The sequence below is a fragment of the Sphingobacterium paramultivorum genome (genome assembly GCF_014109745.1).
Classification (GTDB): Bacteria; Bacteroidota; Bacteroidia; order Sphingobacteriales; family Sphingobacteriaceae; genus Sphingobacterium; species Sphingobacterium paramultivorum.
In genome coordinates this window covers 2,511,085-2,532,639 of sequence record NZ_CP058555.1, presented here as the reverse complement: position 1 = coordinate 2,532,639, position 21,555 = coordinate 2,511,085, and the positions used below count along the sequence as shown (strand labels likewise).

Genomic DNA, 21,555 nt, shown 5'->3' with positions numbered 1-21,555 from the left:
AATCATGAAAAAAACGAGCTATATCTATCATTCCATGTTATTTGGTTCCTTAATCTTAGGATCATGTTCATCCAGTTTTTTGGATGTCGAACCGATGACAAGCGTTTTGGAAAGCAATTTTTATAAAACCGTAGCCGATGCTGACATGGCTCTGGTCGGTTGTTATGATGGTTATCAACGGACGACCTCCAATGGGAGCCAGTCTTTCTATCTGACAGCAGAGGTGGCCGCCGACAATTGTTTTGGCGGAACAGGTACAACAGACGGTCGCTCATTTCAGGCAATAGACCGTTTTGATATTGCGCAGTCCCAATCGGACAATAATATCTTTGATGGTACCTGGTCTGATTACTACGCGGGAATTTTTCGCTGCAATACACTTTTGGGAAAATTGGACGGTACTGATTTTTCAGGCAACACAACAGCGCGGGCACGTATCGAAGGGGAAACGAAATTCCTGCGGGCCACCATGTACTTTGATCTCGTCCGTCTATTCGAAAACATCCCTTTGCTAACGAGCCCGGCCAATGAGAATATTCCACAGTCGGACCCCAAAGCGATTTATCAACTGATTGTTTCAGACCTTAAATTTGCGGCTGCCAATATCCCAGCAACAGCTTACCCCAAGTCAGCTGCGGCAACCAATGATGGTCGGGCAACTCCATTTGCTGCTAAAGCGCTACTGGCCCGTGTTTATCTATTTTATGCAGGCTATTATGGCGGCGAAGATATCGGTGTCTCCAAAGCCGAAGCCCTGGCGGGACTGGAAGAGGTTATCAACAGTGGCCAGTTTGCGCTGGTGGCTGATTTTAAAAATCTGTGGCCGGCAGCGAGTTATATCCCCAATGCAAGCAATAATACGCTAGATATATCCAAATATGCCGGTAAGGGAAATGCTGAGGTTGTATTTGCACAGAAATTCAATAATACATCGAACTACAACGGTTATGTTGATGGCAACCGCTGGGTCGTCTTTCTGGGCTTGCGCGGTAAAAATTGGTCGCCTTATGGCCAAGGATGGGGGGCATGTACGGTAAGCAAAAAGTTCTTCAATGAGTTTGACAACATGGATACGCGCAAAACTGCCTCAATTATTGATATCGATGGCGAGAATATTACGGGATTTGACCTGAAAGACCAGCGTGAGTATACAGGTTACACCATCAAAAAATACGCGCCCACGGCATTGCCGGACGGCACCACCAATACTGGAGGGGATAAGGATATGCAACTGTCCCAAGACCAGGATTACTTTGTCATCCGCTATGCTGATGTCTTGCTTATGGCAGCAGAACTCGGTTCCGCAAACGCACAGAAATACTTTGACGAGGTAAGGAAAAGAGCGTACAAGACCAATTTTGTGCCGCTAGCAGTTTCAAAAAACAATATTCTGAAGGAAAGAAAATTTGAATTTGCATTTGAAGGTATCCGCTATTGGGATGTATTGCGGCAGGGGCTGAATAACGCCGCCGCTACACTGGAAACAACCGAAGATGTGCTCAGTGGATCTGTACCGGAGAAGGTCACTGTGACTAAAGAGCGTTTTTTGACAACGAAAGGATTTATGCAAATACCCAACAAGCAGATTACCTTATCCAATGGTGTACTGAAACAAAATGCTGGATGGAACTAAACACAGGTATACTAGGACTTACTATTGGTTGAATTATAACTAGACAAACATGAAAAAGATATTCACATATGCCATCTGCTTTTTTGCGGCGATGGTATTCTTTGGAGCTTGTTCTCCCGAGAATTATACACTGGGAGACATCGATGTCACTTCGGCGCAGTTGGAGAAGGGAAAGGCCTTTACCGTTGAACATGATGCCAGTAATCCCAATATTGTGTATTTAACCAGCTTGATGGATTCAAAATACACCCCATTGTGGGAACATCCACAAGGACGGAGTCAGGAGAAAAAGGTAACCCTGAAAATGCCTTTTCCCGGTGAGTACACCGTTAAATTTGGTGTCGAGACGCGTGGTGGCATCGTCTACGGCGAGCCAGTGACATTTAAAATCGATCAGATGTATGCCGAGTTTATCAGTGACGAGACCTGGACCTTATTGACGGGCGGGGCAGGGGAAGAGAAAACCTGGTACCTCGATCTGGATGCTGAGGGCATTTCCCGCTACTTTAAAGGTCCAATGTATTTTTACGGCACCGGTGACTGGTGGGGAAGCATCAATAAAACAGCCGCGCCTTTAAACAGCGATAGCTGGAGTTGGGAACCCGATTGGAAAGGCAATAGCTGGCTTATGCCTGCCGGCGATTATGGAAGTATGACTTTTGATCTGAAAGGCGGTGCAAACATCAACGTGAATCATGCTATGCTGGGCAAAGTCCAGAAGGGGACTTTTAATATCGATACCGAAAAGAAAACCATCCGTATGACCGGGGCTTCGCCTTTACATGGAAAGCCACAAGATGGGATCGTTGTCGACTGGGGCGATGTCCGTATTATGTCGCTGACCGAGAATACGATGCAACTGGCTGTATTGCGGGATCCCGTACTTTCGAACGACGGAGCAGCTATGCTGACCTTTAATTTTATCAGCAAGGCCTACAAGGAGAGTTTGACCGAAAATGCCTCGGATACCAATAAGACTAAATAAGCCTATGTTGAAGCGACTATTTCACACAGGATATAGCCGAATGATGATCCTGCTCTTCCTGTTATTGGCGACTGCGGGCTCCTTAAGTGGACAGTCCAGAAAGGTTATTGATTTTAATGGGGGCTGGTGGTTTAAACTGGATAGCAGCCAGCAATATAGCAATGGACGAAAAGGAGAGGGCTGGCGTAAGCTCGATCTACCACATGACTGGAGTATCGAAATGCCATTTAGAGAAAACAGCCCCGCAGGTAGCGGGGCTGCTTACCTCGATGGTGGCGTAGGATGGTATCAAAAAACGTTTAAACTGGCTCCGGCTGAGCAAGGGCAACGGATATTTATTGCATTCGAAGGTGTATACGAAAACAGTGAGGTCTGGATCAATGGGCATTTCTTAGGAAAAAGACCCAATGGTTATATCGGATTTGAATATGAGCTTTCCCCTTATTTATACTGGGATGGTAGAGACAACCTGCTTTCAGTAAAAGTAAACAATAAGAATCAGCCCAACTCGCGTTTCTATTCGGGGTCGGGGATCTATCGGGATGTCAAATTAATCAGCCGGAATTCAGTCAGCATAGGAACGAACAGCACCTTCATAAGAGCTGGGCAGCTCAGTGAGAAACGTGCTGTCGTGGATCTCTCCCTGGAAATTGAGCATAGCCCTGAGGAATCAAAAAAGATTACGCTACTGACAGAGGTTCTTTCGGCTCAAGGTGCTGTTGTCGCAAGCAAACGTACCACGTTGAGCGCTGTCAAAGCAGGTCTGCACTCCATCGCTCAGCAGATAGTCCTCGAAAATCCCGTCTTATGGGGTATTGAAAATCCCTATCAATATACTGCAAAAATTAAACTTATTGTTGATGGTCGGGTTGTAGATGAACAGCGTACGAAATTTGGCTTACGTAATTTTAGTTTCGATCAGCAACGGGGCTTTATACTGAATGGGAGGCAGCTTAAAATCCGGGGTGTCTGTTTACATAGTGATCTCGGCGCTTTGGGCATGGCATTCAATACGTCGGCAGCATTACGTCAGCTCCGCATCATGAAAGCAATGGGGGTCAATGGGATACGCACATCACACAACCCTGCGGCTCCAGCGTTTTTGGACCTTTGCGATAGCTTGGGTTTTGTCGTGATGAGCGAAACTTTCGATGTCTGGAAAGGGCATAAAAATCCCTATGACTATCATTTATACTGGGACGAATGGTACAAGCGGGACTTTGTTGACCATGTCAAAAGGGACCGGAATCATCCGTCGCTGTTTATTTGGTGCCTGGGCAATGAAGCGCAGGAGCAATGGCATTCCAAAGCTGATGGTACAGCCATTCCGATCGCGCTGGCAGCAATCGTCGATAGTCTGGATGGCACACGTCCGACCACCATTGCCAATAATGAGCTTTCCAAAGCAAATCCGGTGCTGATGAGTTCGGCGGTAGATCTGATTGGCTACAACTATAACCATAAGAAATGGGCAAGCTTCCCACAGGACCATCCCGGAAAGAAGTTTATCGTAACGGAAAGCACCTCGGCGTTGGAAAGCCGCGGAACGTATGATTTGGTTCCTTATGATTCTAGTCGCATGTGGCCTGAACGATGGGATATTCCTTTTTCTGGCGGGAATGAAGACAGGAACATATCGGCTTACGACAATGTATTTACACCATGGGGATCAGATCATCAGACAAGCTTGAGGTTGATGGAAAGGTATGACCATATTGCTGGGATGTATGTATGGACGGGATTTGATTATCTCGGCGAACCCACTCCGTACACCTGGCCGGCACGAAGTTCGTACTTTGGTATTGTGGATCTAGCTGGATTTCCGAAAGATGTCTACTATCTGTATCAAAGCGTATGGACAGAAAAGCCGGTCTTATATGTATTGCCTCATTGGAATTGGAAGCAAGGTGATTGGGTAGATATCGTCGTGTATTTTAATCAGGCTGACCGGGTGGAGCTTTATCTGAACCGTAAAAAGATAGGGGAGCAGTCCAAAGACCCAGACCGGTACGACCTTGTATTTAAGGCCGTTGAATTTGAACCAGGGGAGATTGAAGTAATATCGTTTCAAGGTGGCAAGAAACTGCTAAGTAAAACGATCCGTACGGCAGCGAAAGCGCATCGTATACAATTGTCTTCAGAAAACGTGACTTTCAATTCGGCAAACAAAGAACTTGCCTTTGTGCATGCCTATATCGTGGACGAGTTTGGTACGATTGTTCCTGATGCAGACGATAAAATCGAATTTGAGGTGGAGGGAGACGGTGCAAAAATTGTGGCGACAGACAATGGCAATACAACGGATCTGACAAGCTTCCAATCAGCTTCACGCAATGCTTTTCATGGTAAAGTCTTGGCGATTGTCAGGAGCAAAAACAAAGGTAAAATACGGGTAAGGGCAAAAAGTGAAGGACTAATTTCGGGTGATATTCAACTTGAAGCCAATTAGTTCTTGGCTCTGGTCAGCGCCGGATTTGTATGTTTTTTTACTAATACGAGCAAGATCTTACTATGGTAAGATCTTGCTCGTATTAGTAAAAAATATAACCATATTTAGTATTACACTGTCTAACTATAGAATGTATTATAGAAACTAAAGAATGAATAAACTCCTTCGATTTCAGTAACGCGAACTTGAACAATTGTTTCATTTTTGGTGTCCTCAGCTTTTTCAAAATTTCCACCAATTTGATAATAATATTTTAAATGTTTAGTTTGTCGATAGGCGTTATGGCAAGCAATAACTGTTTCAAAACCTAATTGCGTATTATCCGTTTTAAACGAGCATTTTCTTCTTGGAGTACTTTTAGTTCTTTAAGGTGTTGAGCATCCATACCTCCGTATTTTTGCTTCCATTGGTAGAACGTAGCAGCGGAGGTCCCATGCTCTCTGCAGATATCCTTTGTGGCCTTTCCTGACTCATATTCCTTGAGAATATTGAAGATTTGATGTTCTGAAAATTTGCTCTTTTTCATAATATATAACAAACTAATTTAACATTTTTAATTTGTCTGAAAAACAGGTAGGTCTACCATTGGCGAAGTTCCCTTTACGTGGAGCTGGTCTTTATCTGATCGAGGGCAAGGTCATCCTTGAATATGGCTGCCCAAGTATCGAAGTGATCCGTTGTGGGAAAATGCCGTTAAAACCAGATCCGAGAAGTGAATAGGGGCAATGTCTCGTTTAGTAAATATAAACGTTATGAATATCATACAAGTCTCAAAATCTCAAGTTAAAAAAGAATGATCATAAAAAATTGCCTGGATATTTCCAGAATATCCAGGCGATAATTTTGATTACCGGAACCTTGTTAAGAGATTCGCTAAGTAGATTGGTGTATCAAAGTCTTCCTCCTCTTCCTTATATGGACCTTCAGCATAATTGAGCTTCCTGACTTCCAGAAATGCTTCATCTTTTGATAACCATTCAGCATTTATATTTGGTTTTATAGCGATCTGATAAATATTATCAATGAGTTTTGATGCACCGCTTTCAATATAGGTTTCAGCTGTATATGGATCGCCATCATAGAGTTTCCAGACTAAAAAGTACTCAAAAACACTGATGCAAATCACAAAAATTCCCTGGTCACTGGAATTCACCTCAAAACATATGCATCTATCTTCCACCGGAAAAGGGCTGAATATCGAAAATTTTATATCCGGAAAATTCGATTTCAAATCAACGATAATTTTTTTGGAAAGATCAGGATAATTTGCCAGAAAATCCCTGCCTTTCTGCTCAACCTTATCCGTTTTCGATGACTGGGGCATCCAAAAAAAATCCCAGTCGAAATACTCATCAATTATTTTTTCAAATCTATTCATTATTAAAAATTAATTACAAACGCCAGTTACAGGAAATTTCGGTGTTGTTCTACCACTTAAATTTAAGGAAGCTCGTGCTTCGGGATATGTTTTTTTTAATTGGCTTAAAAATTCAGCCAAAAATTTCGCGGGGAATGTTCCCAGCTGCATTTGCCTTTTTGTTGCCCTATAGGAGTATTTTTTCAGTATGTTCTGCATTGCATCATTTGCCGCAGCAGCGGCCACATTTGCAGCTTGAGCTGATGGCCTACTGCCACTTACACCAATTTCAAGATTAAAGTTTGATGTAACAATGGCTGATTGGCCGGTTACAACAGTCCAGATATTTTCAAAATAACTATCCGAAATAGTACTGACTGTCAGTCCTTTTATTGAAGCTTCTTTCCAGCCGGGAAGGTTATCTCCTTCTGAAACAACTTCTGTAAAAGTAAAGGATTTTGAGCAAATCCTATTTGCCAATAACTGTTGTTGTTGTTCATCTGATAAATAATTATCTACCTCTTCCGGATTAACTGCCGGTGCTGGGTCGCCAATTCCGCCAAATGGTGGTGGTGTTGAAGGGGGATTATTTGGATTAGGGTTATTTGGATTTGGCCCATCGTCATCGTTTTGACAGATAACCATTAACCTAGTTTCACAATATGTATATGGAGCATCACCAGCACATATTTGTACATACACTGTCTTACATGGAGGCTGCTCATCTATTGAGCCATCAGCCTTTTTTGTTAGCGGAGCGTCTTTTCTTCCTTGCTTTATGACGAACTGCCGATCTTTATATTCTCCTTATGAAAGTGTACCATTTTTATAATCTTCATATACGACAATACCCGACTTAAATTTGTCAGAGTCATCGTTTGGTAAAACTTTAAGAATGGTAAACTTCCAATTATCTTCTTTGTAAGTTGCCTTTAACCAGATATCGTTGTTGATCGACAATTGCTTGTTGCCGTCTATAATCGGAAATATTTCTTTATCAGCTTTTAATGGAACATAAATTTCGCCATTATATTCCTGTTTAGCTGACCAATCAGGAGTATAATTTATCTCCTTATCAACTCTGGATGAACTCTGGACTTTAAAAGACTCGACGATTCCGTTTTCTTGTACTGCCAGATCACTATCATTGCGATTACATCCAATTAATAGAATAAGACAAAGAAAAATTTGCAAAATTTTGAATTTCATAATTTAGGGTTATTAGTTAATAAAAAATGGCTATTTTAAAATTACCTCTTAAATTACGAAATTTATTATACAAAAGGAATGGAAGCGATAAATATATTTACGATAGTTTAAATATATATCATTTGTAGATTTTATCTAGATGGAGTACACATATCTTTAATGGAGTACACATATCTTTATATGAATATAAAACTGTCCATATCTCCATATCTATTACACCAGAAGTCAGCCCATAAATGGTAAGCCTTCTCATCTGAAAATTCTTTTAAGCGCTGAAGTCTTTCTCCAACTTCAATTGGATTAAAACCGGGACCATTTATGATAAGCCAAGCTTCGCTGCATAATTCCAGTATTTGGGTTATAAATAGGGGGATAAATCTCTAGATACAATGATTGCCTACCTTGGGAAATGGCCTTCTTTCTTAATGTAACCTTTGACATAATGTTGTTTTTATTGGAAAATTAAACAATGAGAAATAGCATCAAGTACTACGAGTCCTGAGAGGCATTATTTGGCTTAGTGACGCCAATCAAGATGGATAACCTACCCGCAATATTCGTTTCGCAGGATCTTAATTAAGATTGGCTCTATTAATTTTTTAGGGATGTACACGAATTTTCCTTTTTGAAATTTTGGAATTTTATGCCTCTGAATCAGGCTTCGTAAGGAAGTCTCAGAAAGCTTATATTCTTCAAGAATCTGCCCAATATTAAAGCAGTCTTTCAATGGAATATTTGAAAGGTCAGAATTTGAGATATCATTGTTTTTGATTGGCTCTCTTTGTATAACGAAAAGAGCATCAATATCCTTTTTTAAAATCCTTATTCTTCTTACAGATAAATTCCCTGCTGCCAGTCTTCCTGATTTGATTAATCTGTAAACGGTGCGACGGTCGCATTTTAGTAAGGTGGCTGCTTCTTTTACTGTTAAATAATCCAGGGTCTTGATATCAAAATAGGAGTCAGGATTTTCTTTAGCTTTTGGTTGTTTAATTGCGGTATCTGGATCTGCTGTACTCCCTCGCAATCGTAATTCCCTTACTTTAGCTTTGTAAGCTCTTTGTGCACATTTATGGCAACAATACTTTGTTACTGTAGTTCTTGCAATGAATTCCTGCCCACAGTGATGGCAGATTCCTTTAAGTTTGATGTTTGAACTCATAATATTTTATTTGTGAAAGGTCAAACATCATTTAAGGTACAATAAGGTACATTAAAGTACAATTAGATACATTTAAGTACCTTAAGTGACATAATCTCTCCCGGATTACAAAAAATAAAATATTAATAGTTGGAGGGGTAAATAAGGGGTAAATTATAACAAAACAAACCAAATACCTTAAAATTCATACAAAATTAAAAATAATGTAAATGATTGAATTTTAGATTGTTGGTTTGTTTTTCTTTGTTTTATTTTATCTATTTACTTTCCGATACAAAACTTGGAAAAGATATTATCCAATAAATCGTCTGTAGAAACACTTCCGGTGATTTCACCAAGATGATATAAGGCTTGGCGTATATCCATCGCTAGAAAATCAGAAGTGACAGGATTGTCAATACCATAGATTACGCGGTCCAGTGAATCTGCTGTTTTTTGTAGCGCTTCTACGTGACGGATGTTGGTGACCATGACATCGTCGGTATTTAAATTTCCTAATTGTACACGGTTGATCAATTCGTCTTTCAGTTCCTCGACACCGATTTGTTCTTTCGCTGAAATGTAAAGCGGATTAAGGACATTGTAAACCTCTTTTTGCGCCTCAGAAAGCAAATCTGATTTATTGATAATGGTGACAAATGGAATTTGTAGGCGCTCGATTTCAGGTAATTGCGCTTGTACTTCCTCGACTTTGTCCTGTGTAGGGTCAAATAGGTAAATGATCAATCGCGCCTGTTTCATCTTTTCACGGGTACGCTCAACACCTTTTGCTTCAATAACATCTGCCGTCTCACGTATACCTGCTGTGTCAATAAATCGGAATGTGACGCCATGAATATTAATTTCATCTTCAATGGTATCGCGCGTTGTTCCTGCAATATCAGAAACAATGGCACGTTCTTCGTTTAAGAAAGCGTTCAATAGGGTTGATTTTCCTACATTAGGTTTCCCGGCAATGACAACAGGAACACCATTTTTTAGGACGTTACCCTGTTCAAAAGATTGCACTAATTTTTGAACAATAACCTGTATTTTGTTGATTAGATTTTTTAGCTGATCCCTGTTGGCAAATTCCACATCTTCTTCCGAAAAATCAAGCTCTAATTCAATCAGTGAAGCAAAGTGAATGAGATCTTCACGAAGGGATTTAAGCTGATTGGAAAAGCCACCACGCATCTGCTGCATCGCCACTTGATGTGAGGCGGCAGAATTGGATGCAATTAAATCGGCAACTGCTTCTGCTTGGGATAAATCCATTCCGCCATTGAGAAATGCACGTAAGGTAAATTCTCCCGGACGGGCAGCACGTGCTCCTTTTTTGATGAGTAAATTTACAACGCGCTCAATAATATATTTGGAGTTATGCGTTGATATTTCCACCGAATTTTCTCTCGTATAGGAGTTCGGGGCTACAAATAAGGAGACCAATACTTCGTCAATGATCTCTTCGCCATCGCGTATGGTTCCGAAATGGATGGTATGTGATGCTTGTTGAAGTAGGTTCTTTCCTTTAAATATTTCGTTCGTAATTTTTATGGCATTTTGGCCCGAAACGCGTATGACAGCAATAGCGCCGTTTGTTCCGGAAGATGTCGCTAATGCAACAATGGTATCTTCAGTGATATATCCTGTATTTGACATGGTACAAAGATACGTTAAATTGAAGTAATGGATTCTATATATTGCGGCACAAATTAAATTCGTCGCGATCGATTAAACCTTTGTTCAAACATTGAAGTCATACCCATAGAAACGCTTGTAAAAAAGAATGGAACACAGGCGGAGTGGAATTGATTTTTAAATTTAAATTATACTGTTATGAGAAAGATGATATACTTCGCGTTGGCAATTGGAGGACTGGTTTTAATCGCTCCTCAACAATCTTCGGCTCAACATCGTGGACATGAACGTGAATGGAAACAGGACAAAGAGCGTAGAAAATATGAAGAGAAAAGGGATAAGGAATATCGAAAATATTTAGAAAAACGCGAAAAAGAAGACCGTAAGTATCATAAAGAAGTAGCTAAGTCATACCGAAAAGGATACCGTCATGGAGCACCAGCCTGGGCAAGTGCACATCGTTACGATAGTAGACACCATGTATACTTTAGAGATTACAAAACATTCTACGATCCTTACAGAGGAGGTTACGTGTATATGCGCAATGGTCGTTGGAATTTTTCAGCAAATGTACCTTCATTTATGTTAAATGTCAACTTGGGAGCAGCCAATATCCGGATTGTAAAAGATGTTGCAATTAGCAGACATCCTGAGGATTTTTACAACGACTACCGTTGGGATTAGAAAGAATTTATCTTGTTGTTTGAATAAAAAAGCCTCAATCTTTAGGAAGATGAGGCTTTTCTTTTTGCTAGTCTTCTTCGAAACTGACTTTATTCACTTCAAGCGACTTTATCCGCGCTAACGATTCAATTCTTAAATCGGGCAATTCTCTTAATCTTTTGCCACCTTCCTGGAAGGATTTTTCGATAATAAATCCCATGCCCAATACTGAAGCCCCCGATTGTTTAACGAGATCGAGCATGCCAAAAGCGGCATTCCCATTGGCCAAAAAATCGTCTATAAAAAGAACATTGTCGCTCGGCGTAAGAAACTCTTTGCTGACACAGATGTCATAGGTTCGGTTCTTGGTAAATGAATGCACCTGGCTTACATACATATCAGCCATGGTGGTCGGTTTTGCTTTTTTTACAAATACAACCGGTAATTCCAAAAGGTAGCCAAGCATGATCGCTGGGGCTATTCCGCTTGCTTCAATTGTAATGATTTTATTGATCGGGAGGTCTGCAAAACGACGGACAAATTCTACCGCAATAGATTTCATCAATACGGGGTCCATCTGGTGATTGATGAAGTTGTCTACTTTAAGTATGCCTCCTGCAAGACTTTTACCGTCATGAAGGATTCTATCCTTTAATAATTTCATGTTTTACTCGTATAAATATAGCGCGCTATGTCAAAATTCTGATTTGTTAATCCTTAATCCATCTCCATCTGATAGAGGTTATTGAACTCTTCTTGATGATGTTCGAGAATTACCTTTCGTTTCATTTTCAAGGTTGGGGTTAACTCTCCATTTTCAATAGTAAATTCATCTGTTAAAATAATTGGTTTCTTAATCTGCTCCCAGTTACCAAAGTGTTGGTTCGCCCGACGAACCTCCTGATTGACTTTTTTTACAATGGCAGGGTCAGTCAGAAAATCATCCTTTGTCATGGTTGCAAGTTCAGGAGCATCTGTTCTGGCCCAATCCAACAAATGGGCATAGTTTGGTACAATAAAGGCAGAAGCAAACTTCATCCCGTCACCGATAACCATTGCCTGTTCAATAAATTTAGATTCAACGAGCTTGGTTTCGATAGGTTGTGGTATGACGTACTTCCCGCCCGAAATTTTGAACATCTCTTTTTTTCGGTCAATGATTTTCAAGAATTTTTCATCTTCCCACTTTCCAATATCTCCGGTATGCAGCCATCCATCAATGATGGTTTTATCCGTTTCGGCCTTGTTCTTATAGTATCCCATCATGACATTAGGGCCTTTTACTAATATTTCTCCGTCTTCAGCAAGTTTTATTTCAACAAAACGGACAGGAAGGCCAACAGTGCCTATGCGTATTCCTTTGATATAATGATTGACCGAAATGAGTGGGGAGGCTTCGGTCATGCCGTATCCCTCATATAATGGAATTCCTGCAGCTAAGAAAGCGCGTGTTAGTTTACCATGAAGAGAAGCTGATCCAGAGGCAACAGTAAGTAATTCGCCACCCAATGCTTCATACCATTTGTTAAGGACAAGTTTCTTGGCAAGCTTTAGTTTGAGATTATAGGATAGACTTCTTTTCTCAGGATTTGGATCATATTCTTCTGCAACTGAAACAGCCCAATCAAATACTTTTCGTTTGAAACCACTGAGATCATGACCTGTTTTCATAATTTTCTCATAGACTTTTTCAAGAATACGTGGGACAACGGTCATGATATGAGGTTTTACTTCCTTCAGATTATCACCAATCTTGTCAAAAGATTCTGCGATATAGATCGTAAAGCCAAGATACATATAGGTATATAAAACCATACGCTCGTAGGCGTGACAAGGAGGGAGGAAGGTCAGTCCTCGGTCATAAGCTTTACAAGGGGTAATTTCTGCTGCGCCCAATACATTGGAAAAAATATTATTGTGTGAAAGCATTACGCCTTTTGGTTTGCCCGTTGTACCGGATGTGTAAATCAGGGTAGCGAGATCTTCAGGTTTAACCTGGTCACGTAGGGCTGCTAGTTTTTCTAGGGAGCAATTGGAGCCTATATCATTAAGTTCTTCCCAGCTACGTGTTCCTTCCTGATCTGCGATACAAAAAATATACTTCAACGTATAGATTGAGTCGGTTAGATTCATTAGGCGATCGTACAGGCTTTTGTTGCTGACGATACAAACCCTGATTTCGGCATCATTAAAGATATATTGATAGTCTGTATCCGTAATATTTGGATAGATGGCCACCACCACTGCACCAATTTGCTGGATTGCAAAGTCAATCAAATGCCATTCCATACTGCTGCCGGCAATGAGACCAACTTTTTCGTTGGGTTTCACGCCAAGTTCAATCAGCCCTTTGGAGAGGCTGTCTACTTGTTCAAGAAAATCTGCTGTTTTGATATAATTCCACTTGCCGTCCACTTTGTGTGCAAACATATCAAGATCGGGGTATTTGCCCATCTGTTGACGTGCAAGATCAAATAATCTAAGTTTTTCTTCCATTTCAAATCGTATTCTTTTAAGCTCCGGGGGAGCACCCTTCCAGTATGAACTTTGTTTTAAGGGAAAAGTTTGCAAACATAAATAATAGTTTCAAGAATATGGAATGATTTTGTAATTAGCTTGTTTCAAAAGGACGAAGGGGAGGCGAGTGATAGGTAAAGTGCTTTTGTGCTTTTCAAAAGTAGGGTGTATCTTGGAAACCATTTGAGCATAGTTCCTTGAGTAGATGGACTTGATGCCCGCCAATTATAAAAAAAGCTAGTCGTTATCGACTAGCTTTTCTTCTTTGTTTTTCTTTGATCAAAAGTCCGAGCTCCCGACCTGTCGCTCCTGCGACGGAAGTATTTTCTTGTGCTCTACGGAAAAGGTATGGCATCACCGCTTTAACCGGTCCATAAGGCATGTATTTAGCAACATTATAGCCATGTGCCGCTAAGTTAAAGCTCAGGTTGTCAGACATACCCAATAATTGCGCAAAGAAGATGCGATCGGTGGATCTATCGATACCACGTCTGTCAATTTCCTTCGCCAATAACATGCTACTGTCCTCATTGTGTGTACCCGCCATTAGCCCAAAGTTGTCCAGGTGGTCCAAGATAAATTCAATAGCTTCATTATAATCTCTATCGGAAGCTTCTTTATTTGGCTGGATGGGATCGGAATAACCTTTCTGTGCAGCACGGGCACGTTCGATCTCCATGTAGGCACCACGAACGATTTTAGCACCCATATGAAAGCCTCTAACTTTTGCATATTCAAAGTCGGCTTTCAAAGATGCCAACTTATCACTACGGTACAATTGATAAGTATTATATACAATTGGTTTCTCCATATTGTATTTTTCCATCATTTCACGTGCAATATCATCGATCGCATCTTGAATCCATGAATGCTCAGCATCCACCAAAACTTTTACACCTGCGGCATGACATGCTTTACAGATACGGTCAGTACGATCCAACATGCGTTGGTATTCTCCTTGTTCTGCCGCTGTTAAAGTTTCTTTGGCGTTGACCTTTTCAAATAACTCAAAACGTCCTAATCCAGTTGGTTTAAATACTGAAAATGGAATGTACTTGTTTTTACTGGCCGCAACTACGGTACGTAATACCTCTTCGCAACAGGCGTCAAATGCACTTTCTGTTTCCTCTCCTTCAACGGAATAATCCAATATTGTCCCTACACCATTCTCTCCCAATTCGTTGATTGCTGCTTCGCAACCCGCGATGGTTTCTCCACCACAAAAATGTTTGAAGATTGTTTTACGGATGATGCCTTGGATAGGCAGTCCTATGTTCAGGGCAAAGTTGGTCATTGACGGACCTACTTTTGTCAAGAAGTTATTCGCTATTATTTTGAATAACCAATACGCTCTTTCCAAATCCTTATCGCTTTTACTTTTAAAAGCAATCTCTGTATTATCAAAGGATAATGTCTTGGGCTCAGAATTCTCAATCATAATCTTTATTTGCAATAAGGCAAATGTAGCAATTTAGTAAGCATTAAAACGATGATAATTCTTGTATTACTCAGTTAAACCACTATTTTTGTGAAATGCAAGAATTTAAAATCGAGGGCGAATATATCCAGCTTATACAGTTACTTAAAGCTTTAAATTGGGTAGAGCATGGTGCTATGGCTCAATGGGTTGTGGCGGAAGGGTATGTGAAGTATAATGGACAGGTTGATTACCGTAAAAGACTCAAATTAAGACCAGGAGATGTTGTTGAATTTGATGGGATGCAAATAAAATTGGTGTAATATTAAACAATATTGGTAAATAGAAAACATAAACCTTAAAGAATCTTAGAATGGAAGTCATAGAAAGTTTGGGCTATCAGGTATATTTTGATGATACGTTGGCCTCTTTAGAGGCGTTTTTAGCCGAGCGCAATTACTCAAAGATCATCGTATTGGTGGATACCAATACCTTGGATAATTGTTTGCCGCTATTTCAGCAAGCTTTACCCAATTTAGCGAATTATGATGTGATAGAAGTAGATCCGGGCGAGGAAAATAAAAATATTGATTTCTGTATTGGTGTATGGCATAATATGCTCGATTTCGGAGCTGATAGACATTCATTGATGATCAATCTTGGCGGTGGTGTGGTGACTGATATGGGAGGATTTGCCGCGTCGACTTTCAAAAGAGGGATGGATTTTATTCAAATTCCGACGACTTTACTTTCCCAGGTAGATGCATCAGTAGGAGGTAAAACCGGTATTGATATGGGAAGTGTGAAAAATATTATTGGAACTTTTGCACAACCCCAAGCTGTATTTATTTCAAGCCAGTTTTTGAAAACCTTAGATCAACGTCAGTTAATCTCAGGTTTTGCTGAAGTAATTAAACATGGACTGATCTTCGATCGGGCATATTATGAGCGAGTGAAAACGTTGGAGATCGATCAAATCGACAATTCTTTAGTCAAACATTCTGTTTCGATCAAAAACCGTGTTATCCTTGAGGATCCGAAAGAAAAGGGGCTGCGTAAAATTTTAAACTTTGGCCATACAATTGGTCATGCTATTGAGGGCTACTCGTTGTTGAACGATGCTTCACCTTTATTACATGGAGAAGCTATTGCAGTAGGAATGATTTGTGAGGGGTACCTATCGCATAAATTGAATGGTTTGCCTTTGGATGAATTAAACGATTTGATCCAAACTTTTAGAAAATATTTCAACGACTACACATTTGATTCTTCCATTGATACAGCCTTGTTGGATCTGATGCGAAATGATAAGAAAAACCTGTCCAATCAGATCGGTTTCGCATTGCTTGACCAAATTGGCAGTTGTCAATATGATATCTACGTTTCTGAGGAAGATATTATTGAAAGTCTTGATTTTTACCGTGAGCTAATCACACAATAATAAAACAGAAAAGCCGTGTATCGGGAGAATGCACGGCTTTTCTTTACAGCTATTTTTATCGCAATTTCGTTGCGGAAAATAGTAAACCTAAACTTAAATCATCATAATAACCATTTATATCATGAATAGAATCTTCATTTTTCTGTTTCTCCTGTTGGGGATGTCAGCTGCTGTTCAGGCACAAAGGCAAGTATTGATCTTTAGCAAGACCAAAGGGTTTAGACACGGAAGCATCGAAAAGGGTGCACAGGTACTTAAACAATTGCTAGATAAAGAAAAGATAAAATCTGATCATTCGGAGGATGCTGCTCTGTTTACAGATCAGGGATTGAAAAAATATGACGCTGTTATCTTTCTGAGCACAACTGGCGATATTCTCGATAATGCGCAACAGGAAGCTTTTGTGCGGTATATCCAATCAGGAAAAGGGTTTGTAGGTATCCATGCCGCGACGGATACTGAGTTTGATTGGCCATGGTATAACGGCCTTGTAGGGGCATATTTTGCGTCTCATCCTGCCGTACAAAAAGCCAAAATTGATGTATTGGACAGAAAACATCCGGCCACCAAGCACCTCGATCCGATCTGGTGGCACAAGGATGAATGGTATAATTTCAAAGACGTGAAGGACGGATTGCATGTGTTGATGAATTTGGATGAAAAAAGCTACCAAGGTGGAAAAATGGGGGATCAACATCCAATCTCCTGGACCCAGAGCTACGATGGAGGGAAAGTCTTCTATACCGGGCTTGGACATACCGATGAGTCCTATGACGAACCTGAGTTCCAAAAACATTTAATTGGAGGAATTTTATCTGTTCTTCCCAAGAAAAAGTAACTTATTTTATAGTTGGCGTTTTCTTAACTAGGGCATGGTACATGCTTCTATGTGCAATAACACAATGAAAAGTCCCAAATGGAATGACCATTTGGGACTTTTTTATAATTGATGGGAAAAGGGAAGAGAACCGATTTTGACATTTGATCGGGTTTAATAGTTCAGTTTATATTTTGCGCCGATACTAAACCAACGACCGGGCATTGGAACGGCGGCAGCTTCTATATAGCTCTTGTCAAATATATTCTGAACATCGACAAAGATGTTTAAGTCGTGGAGTTGGTACGATCCTCTTACGTCAGCGATGAAATAAGATTTGTAACTGATACGCTCATTAAAGCGGTTTGCAGAAGTTAACATCCAGTTCTTGTGGTTTATGGTAAAGTTGGCAATAACTTGATGCCTTAAGCTTTCAATAGCATATTTGGATAGTATCCCGTCTGCTAATGTTATGCTTGGATTGAGATAATTATAACTTAACGTTGTAAAGTATCGTGTCGTGGCGCTGGGATCATTGATATTATATCGGAATGAAGCATTGAATCCATCAATTTTGTTTTTTCCAATATTTATTGGTTTCCACGGAATGACCGTTCCGCTTCCTGTAGTGGCATCCTCTTTTTGCCAGTCTATGAAATCGCTTATCCTTCGATGGAAATAGCCCGCTTGAGCAATAATCCGATTGGATAAGTATTTTATACCACCTTCGATCTGATAGGCATTTTCAGAGCTCAGTGTGGGGTTTCCGACGTTGGCTGTCTGATTGGTGTAAAGATCCGTAAAGGAAGGGATCCGCTGGCTAGAACCTGCGTTGACTACAATCTTCCAATGTTCGGTAATATCATATCCCAAATCTAGACCCGGGAATACCTGCCAGCCAAATTTTGAGTTGTAATTGATGTAGGCACCAGAGTTGATCATCAGTTTTTTGATCGCCTCTGTTTTGAATTCAAGGTAGCCGCCGTAATTCTCCCGGTTATGGTCGCCAATACTGGTGCTATTGATGCGTTCAAATCGACTTTCCAGTCCTAGGCCAAATGTACCATAACTTTGCTCCAATGTAGCATTGATTTCTGCTCCGAAGACGTTGCTGTAATGTTTGGATCTACCTTTGGTTGTTTCTCGGCCTAAATACCAATATTCATCTTCGTTGTAGCGATTACTGAGGCGTGGACTGATGGAAAATGCCTGTGTTAATTGATGCTTGGACTGCAGGGAAGCGAAAGCTGTCTTAACCTGTTCATAAGCTTCCTTGTCACTCGGTGCAGCATAGTAGCCATTGGCTCCAAATTGATTGTTGATATAGCCAACATTGGCTTTTATCATATTGGCTGTATTCGGTTGATATGTCCCGTCATAATAAAGTTTATTATTGTTGGAGGCCGTATTGTAACGTTGTCCATTCGAATCTTCGTGGCCAAAATATAAACCGTGGCTTGTTTGCTTGGTTAAGAACTGTGAGCCAAGCTGAACACCTTTACCATAATACTTGCCTGCACTTGTCTGCTCATTATCTTTGAATGAAGAACCACTATATACCTGGGCACTTATTTGATTTGATTCAATTTTCTTTGTTACGATGTTAATGGCACCGGTTAGTGCATTAATACCGAAAATCCGTGAAGCTGGCCCCCGAATGATTTCAATACGCTCGATGGCCTCCAGAGGAACCGGAAGGTTCATATTGTGATGGGCACTCTGTGGATCGGTGATTTTAACACCATTGAGTAGGATCGCCGTCTGTTCAAAAGACCCCCCGTCGATACTTATATCTGCCTGCGAACCGAATGGTCCACGTTGGCGAATATCAACGCCTGGGATATTGCTAAGCAATTCGTTGATTGATCGATTTGGGAGTCTCTGTATATCTTCCTGCGTCAATATTTGGATATTCTTGCTTTGTTTTGAAAAAGGGATCTGTAAGCGATTTTGATTAATGATGACTTCGCCCAAAGCGGTTGTGTCTTTAATCTGAGCAGTCGCAGCTCCAATACTCAGCACTAATGCAAGGTTTGTTAACGTAATATTCTTATTCAACATGCTTTCCTAGATTTTACGCTGCAAAAGTAGCTTAGCTGACTAAAAAATAAATAGTCCGGTGTGAATAATACTGGTAGTCCGGGTGATGTTTTGTAGCCTTTTTACATCCATTCTTCTCGACCGATACGCTTTTTTCCCGTTATATCGATGTGATCTTGCTTGTCGGTGCTTTTTATTTTTTCGATGTTGGTCAAGTCGGGTTGGCCGGATTCGAGCCAGGCTGAATACCAATAGGAAGCAACGCGTAAGATGGTTTTTTGCATTCTCCTTTCAACCATACCGTTCATGGCTTCATGATAAGCTATAGCATACCTGTCGGAATAGGTCCATACCAATTGATTGTTTCGCTCAATAAAAGATTTTTTTTGAGACGCCTTAAATTGACGATTGAGCCGGGCTTCAATGCTCAATACAGAATCCACAAGGCGATTGCTTTCACGGACGATAGTCCAGGCTTCCGCTAAGGGATCTTTGATATAGTTGGCTTTTCCAACGCGAAGGTTGTATTTTTCTGAAAACATTTCCGGTAAGCGGCTCTCCCAGAATGCATGTATACCTTGTTGATGCGTTAGCTGTCCATTATAATTTTTAGTCGTGTGCAATGGAACATGGGCATCAGCAATATAATGGCCGAGTTCTGCAGAGTGTTTGATAATCCGTTTATAATCTTTTGTTTGAAAGGCCTTAACAAGCTTTTGGTAGGTAAGATTGATTTGCCAGGGCACAATGCCATTTTTTAACAATTGCTTTTCTTGAAATTTCTCTTTGGCCTGTGACCAATGTATCGGTATAGAGTCAACTGTACCTTCCTTACGATAGTCCTCTAAATCTATAAAATGTCTTGGGCCTTCAGCGCTGTCTGTGAAGCAGCGTTTATCTGGATCAACAGCTTTTTCGGTAATAAGGTCAATATTGGATTTATAGAACTTAGCCAACTGAGCGGGGAGCGCAAAGACGGCATAATGATTAATTTTTTTATGAGCAAAAAATCCCCATGATGTTAGAATTAGCATGGCGACTATGCAAAGCATCCGATAAAAAAGAGACTTCATAAGGTATCAAACTGGCTATTAATTAATTGTTGATATTAAATATACATAAAGGAAAATTAAAAATGGATTAACGAATTTTTTTGTTGATGTTAATTTATATTTTCTTAACATAACTAAACAATAAAATAATATTGATACTCGTTAAAATTGATTAATTTGCCGACACAAAATGCAGTCGTTATGAAGATATTGTATGCCGTACAAGGGACAGGAAATGGACATCTGAGCCGGGCAATGGATATTGTTCCTTGTTTGAGGGAGTTAGGGGAAGTCGATGTTTTGGTTAGTGGAATTCAAGCAGATCTATCATTACCTTTCGAAGTGAAATACCGTTTTCACGGGTTGAGTTTTATCTTTGGTAAATCCGGCGGAGTAGATCTTTGGAAAACTTTTATGAGTTCGACGATCCGTAAATTTACGAATGAAATTAAGAGCTTGCCCATAGAAAACTATGATTTGGTGATCAATGATTTTGAACCGATTTCTGCTTGGGCTTGTCATTCAAAAGATTTGGAATGCATTGGGTTGAGCCATCAGATCGCTGCCTTAGATCCATCGAGTCCTAAGCCAGAAGATAGTGATATGCTGGGCAAATTTATTATGAAAAATTATGCTCCGTCTACCCATTCCTATGGTTTCCATTTCAAGCGGTACGCCAAGAATATTTACCAACCGGTTATCCGTAATGCTGTTCGTGAATTGAATGTCACAGATCAGGGACATTACACGGTTTACCTCCCGGCATATGACGATGCGCATCTTTTAAAGCATTTGATGAAGTTTCCGGATGTGAAGTGGGATGTTTTTAGCAAACATAATTCGAAGGCATTTGACATGAAAAATGTAACGATAAGACCGATCAATAACCAATCTTTTATTGATAGTATGGCATCTTCTTCTGGAGTTTTATGTGGGGCAGGTTTTGAAACACCGGCAGAAGCGTTATATTTGAAAAAGAAACTGTTAGTTATCCCGATGAAGAACCAATATGAGCAGCATTTGAATGCAGCGTCATTGGAAGAGATGGGGGTGCCTGTAATTTCGAGCTTAAAACAGAAAAACATGCTGGCGATAGAAGCCTGGCTCAACAGTAAATCTAGGGTTGAAGTTGATTACCCTAATATCACGCAGGAAATTATAAATGAAATCGTGCAGAAGCACCGTTAAACAAA

At 40.4% G+C, this 21,555-nt stretch carries 20 protein-coding genes; 9 read left to right on the top strand and 11 right to left on the bottom strand.

All coding sequences use genetic code 11. The annotated features are described in order from the left end of the window. The first annotated feature begins 4 nt into the window (after positions 1-4). Genes HS960_RS11060 through HS960_RS11050 form a run of 3 tightly spaced genes read left to right on the top strand, consistent with a single transcriptional unit; the run spans position 5 to position 5,067 of the window. Complete coding sequence (locus HS960_RS11060) at positions 5-1,633, top strand: RagB/SusD family nutrient uptake outer membrane protein (protein ID WP_153846933.1); 1,629 nt, start codon at positions 5-7, stop codon at positions 1,631-1,633. 49 nt (positions 1,634-1,682) lie between these two features. Then, entirely contained in the window at positions 1,683-2,618 is a 936-nt protein-coding gene (locus HS960_RS11055) for a hypothetical protein (RefSeq protein ID WP_159728601.1), read from the top strand. A 4-nt stretch (positions 2,619-2,622) separates the two neighbouring features. Then, on the top strand, positions 2,623-5,067 hold the full coding sequence (locus HS960_RS11050; protein WP_182332655.1) for a glycoside hydrolase family 2 TIM barrel-domain containing protein: 2,445 nt from the start codon (positions 2,623-2,625) through the stop codon (positions 5,065-5,067). Positions 5,068-5,374: 307 nt separating this feature from the next. Here HS960_RS11050 and HS960_RS11045 read toward each other — a convergent pair whose 3' ends face one another. Next, positions 5,375-5,593, bottom strand: coding sequence for a transposase (locus HS960_RS11045; RefSeq protein WP_153846936.1), 219 nt, complete (start codon positions 5,591-5,593; stop codon positions 5,375-5,377). 32 nt (positions 5,594-5,625) lie between these two features. On the opposite strand from HS960_RS11045, the gene HS960_RS11040 reads away from it, so the two are divergent. Then, positions 5,626-5,787 (top strand): hypothetical protein, encoded by a 162-nt coding sequence (locus HS960_RS11040; RefSeq protein ID WP_153846937.1) that lies wholly within the window; start codon positions 5,626-5,628, stop codon positions 5,785-5,787. 127 nt (positions 5,788-5,914) lie between these two features. On the opposite strand, the gene HS960_RS11035 is transcribed toward HS960_RS11040, so the two are convergent. From HS960_RS11035 to mnmE, 5 genes are all read right to left on the bottom strand, one after another. Next, on the bottom strand, positions 5,915-6,445 hold the full coding sequence (locus tag HS960_RS11035; RefSeq protein WP_153846938.1) for a hypothetical protein: 531 nt from the start codon (positions 6,443-6,445) through the stop codon (positions 5,915-5,917). A 9-nt stretch (positions 6,446-6,454) separates the two neighbouring features. Further along, a complete protein-coding gene (locus HS960_RS11030) occupies positions 6,455-7,126 on the bottom strand; it encodes a hypothetical protein (RefSeq protein ID WP_182332653.1) in 672 nt (223 codons plus the stop codon). Between the two features lie 105 nt (positions 7,127-7,231). Beyond that, entirely contained in the window at positions 7,232-7,633 is a 402-nt protein-coding gene (locus HS960_RS11025; RefSeq protein WP_153846940.1) for a hypothetical protein, read from the bottom strand. 544 nt (positions 7,634-8,177) lie between these two features. Next, on the bottom strand, positions 8,178-8,795 hold the full coding sequence (locus HS960_RS11020) for a helix-turn-helix domain-containing protein (protein ID WP_159728595.1): 618 nt from the start codon (positions 8,793-8,795) through the stop codon (positions 8,178-8,180). A gap of 261 nt (positions 8,796-9,056) precedes the next feature. Further along, positions 9,057-10,436, bottom strand: coding sequence for a tRNA uridine-5-carboxymethylaminomethyl(34) synthesis GTPase MnmE (mnmE, locus tag HS960_RS11015; RefSeq protein ID WP_153846942.1), 1,380 nt, complete (start codon positions 10,434-10,436; stop codon positions 9,057-9,059). A gap of 177 nt (positions 10,437-10,613) precedes the next feature. Between mnmE and HS960_RS11010 the strand changes: the two genes are divergently transcribed. Then, positions 10,614-11,099 carry a hypothetical protein gene (locus HS960_RS11010; RefSeq protein WP_120334634.1) on the top strand — a complete coding sequence of 162 codons (486 nt, stop codon included), beginning with the start codon at positions 10,614-10,616 and terminating at the stop codon, positions 11,097-11,099. Positions 11,100-11,166: 67 nt separating this feature from the next. Here the strand turns inward: HS960_RS11010 and xpt are convergent, their stop codons facing one another. From xpt to HS960_RS10995, 3 genes are all read right to left on the bottom strand, one after another. Continuing rightward, positions 11,167-11,742, bottom strand: coding sequence for a xanthine phosphoribosyltransferase (gene xpt / locus HS960_RS11005; protein WP_075992052.1), 576 nt, complete (start codon positions 11,740-11,742; stop codon positions 11,167-11,169). Positions 11,743-11,795: 53 nt separating this feature from the next. Then, positions 11,796-13,574: an AMP-dependent synthetase/ligase gene (locus tag HS960_RS11000; protein WP_182332652.1), complete on the bottom strand. Its 1,779-nt coding sequence runs from the start codon at positions 13,572-13,574 to the stop codon at positions 11,796-11,798. A 265-nt stretch (positions 13,575-13,839) separates the two neighbouring features. Then, positions 13,840-15,033, bottom strand: a complete 1,194-nt coding sequence (locus HS960_RS10995; protein WP_182332650.1) for a proline dehydrogenase family protein — start codon at positions 15,031-15,033, stop codon at positions 13,840-13,842. A gap of 95 nt (positions 15,034-15,128) precedes the next feature. Between HS960_RS10995 and HS960_RS10990 the strand changes: the two genes are divergently transcribed. The 3 genes from HS960_RS10990 (at position 15,129) to HS960_RS10980 (ending at position 17,291) form a co-directional block, all read left to right on the top strand. After that, positions 15,129-15,335 carry an RNA-binding S4 domain-containing protein gene (locus HS960_RS10990; RefSeq protein ID WP_070568728.1) on the top strand — a complete coding sequence of 69 codons (207 nt, stop codon included), beginning with the start codon at positions 15,129-15,131 and terminating at the stop codon, positions 15,333-15,335. Positions 15,336-15,385: 50 nt separating this feature from the next. Further along, the gene (gene aroB, locus HS960_RS10985) at positions 15,386-16,453 is read left to right on the top strand and encodes a 3-dehydroquinate synthase (RefSeq protein ID WP_075992056.1); all 1,068 of its coding nucleotides are present in this window, start codon (positions 15,386-15,388) and stop codon (positions 16,451-16,453) included. Between the two features lie 121 nt (positions 16,454-16,574). Continuing rightward, entirely contained in the window at positions 16,575-17,291 is a 717-nt protein-coding gene (locus HS960_RS10980; RefSeq protein ID WP_182332648.1) for a ThuA domain-containing protein, read from the top strand. 153 nt (positions 17,292-17,444) lie between these two features. Here the strand turns inward: HS960_RS10980 and HS960_RS10975 are convergent, their stop codons facing one another. Both HS960_RS10975 and HS960_RS10970 read right to left on the bottom strand, forming a co-directional pair. Further along, the gene (locus tag HS960_RS10975) at positions 17,445-19,331 is read right to left on the bottom strand and encodes a TonB-dependent receptor plug domain-containing protein (RefSeq protein WP_159728584.1); all 1,887 of its coding nucleotides are present in this window, start codon (positions 19,329-19,331) and stop codon (positions 17,445-17,447) included. A gap of 101 nt (positions 19,332-19,432) precedes the next feature. Further along, positions 19,433-20,344 (bottom strand): zinc dependent phospholipase C family protein, encoded by a 912-nt coding sequence (locus HS960_RS10970; RefSeq protein WP_228280283.1) that lies wholly within the window; start codon positions 20,342-20,344, stop codon positions 19,433-19,435. Positions 20,345-20,563: 219 nt separating this feature from the next. On the opposite strand from HS960_RS10970, the gene HS960_RS10965 reads away from it, so the two are divergent. Continuing rightward, positions 20,564-21,550, top strand: coding sequence for a glycosyltransferase family protein (locus tag HS960_RS10965; RefSeq protein ID WP_120334628.1), 987 nt, complete (start codon positions 20,564-20,566; stop codon positions 21,548-21,550). The last annotated feature ends 5 nt before the right edge of the window (positions 21,551-21,555 follow it).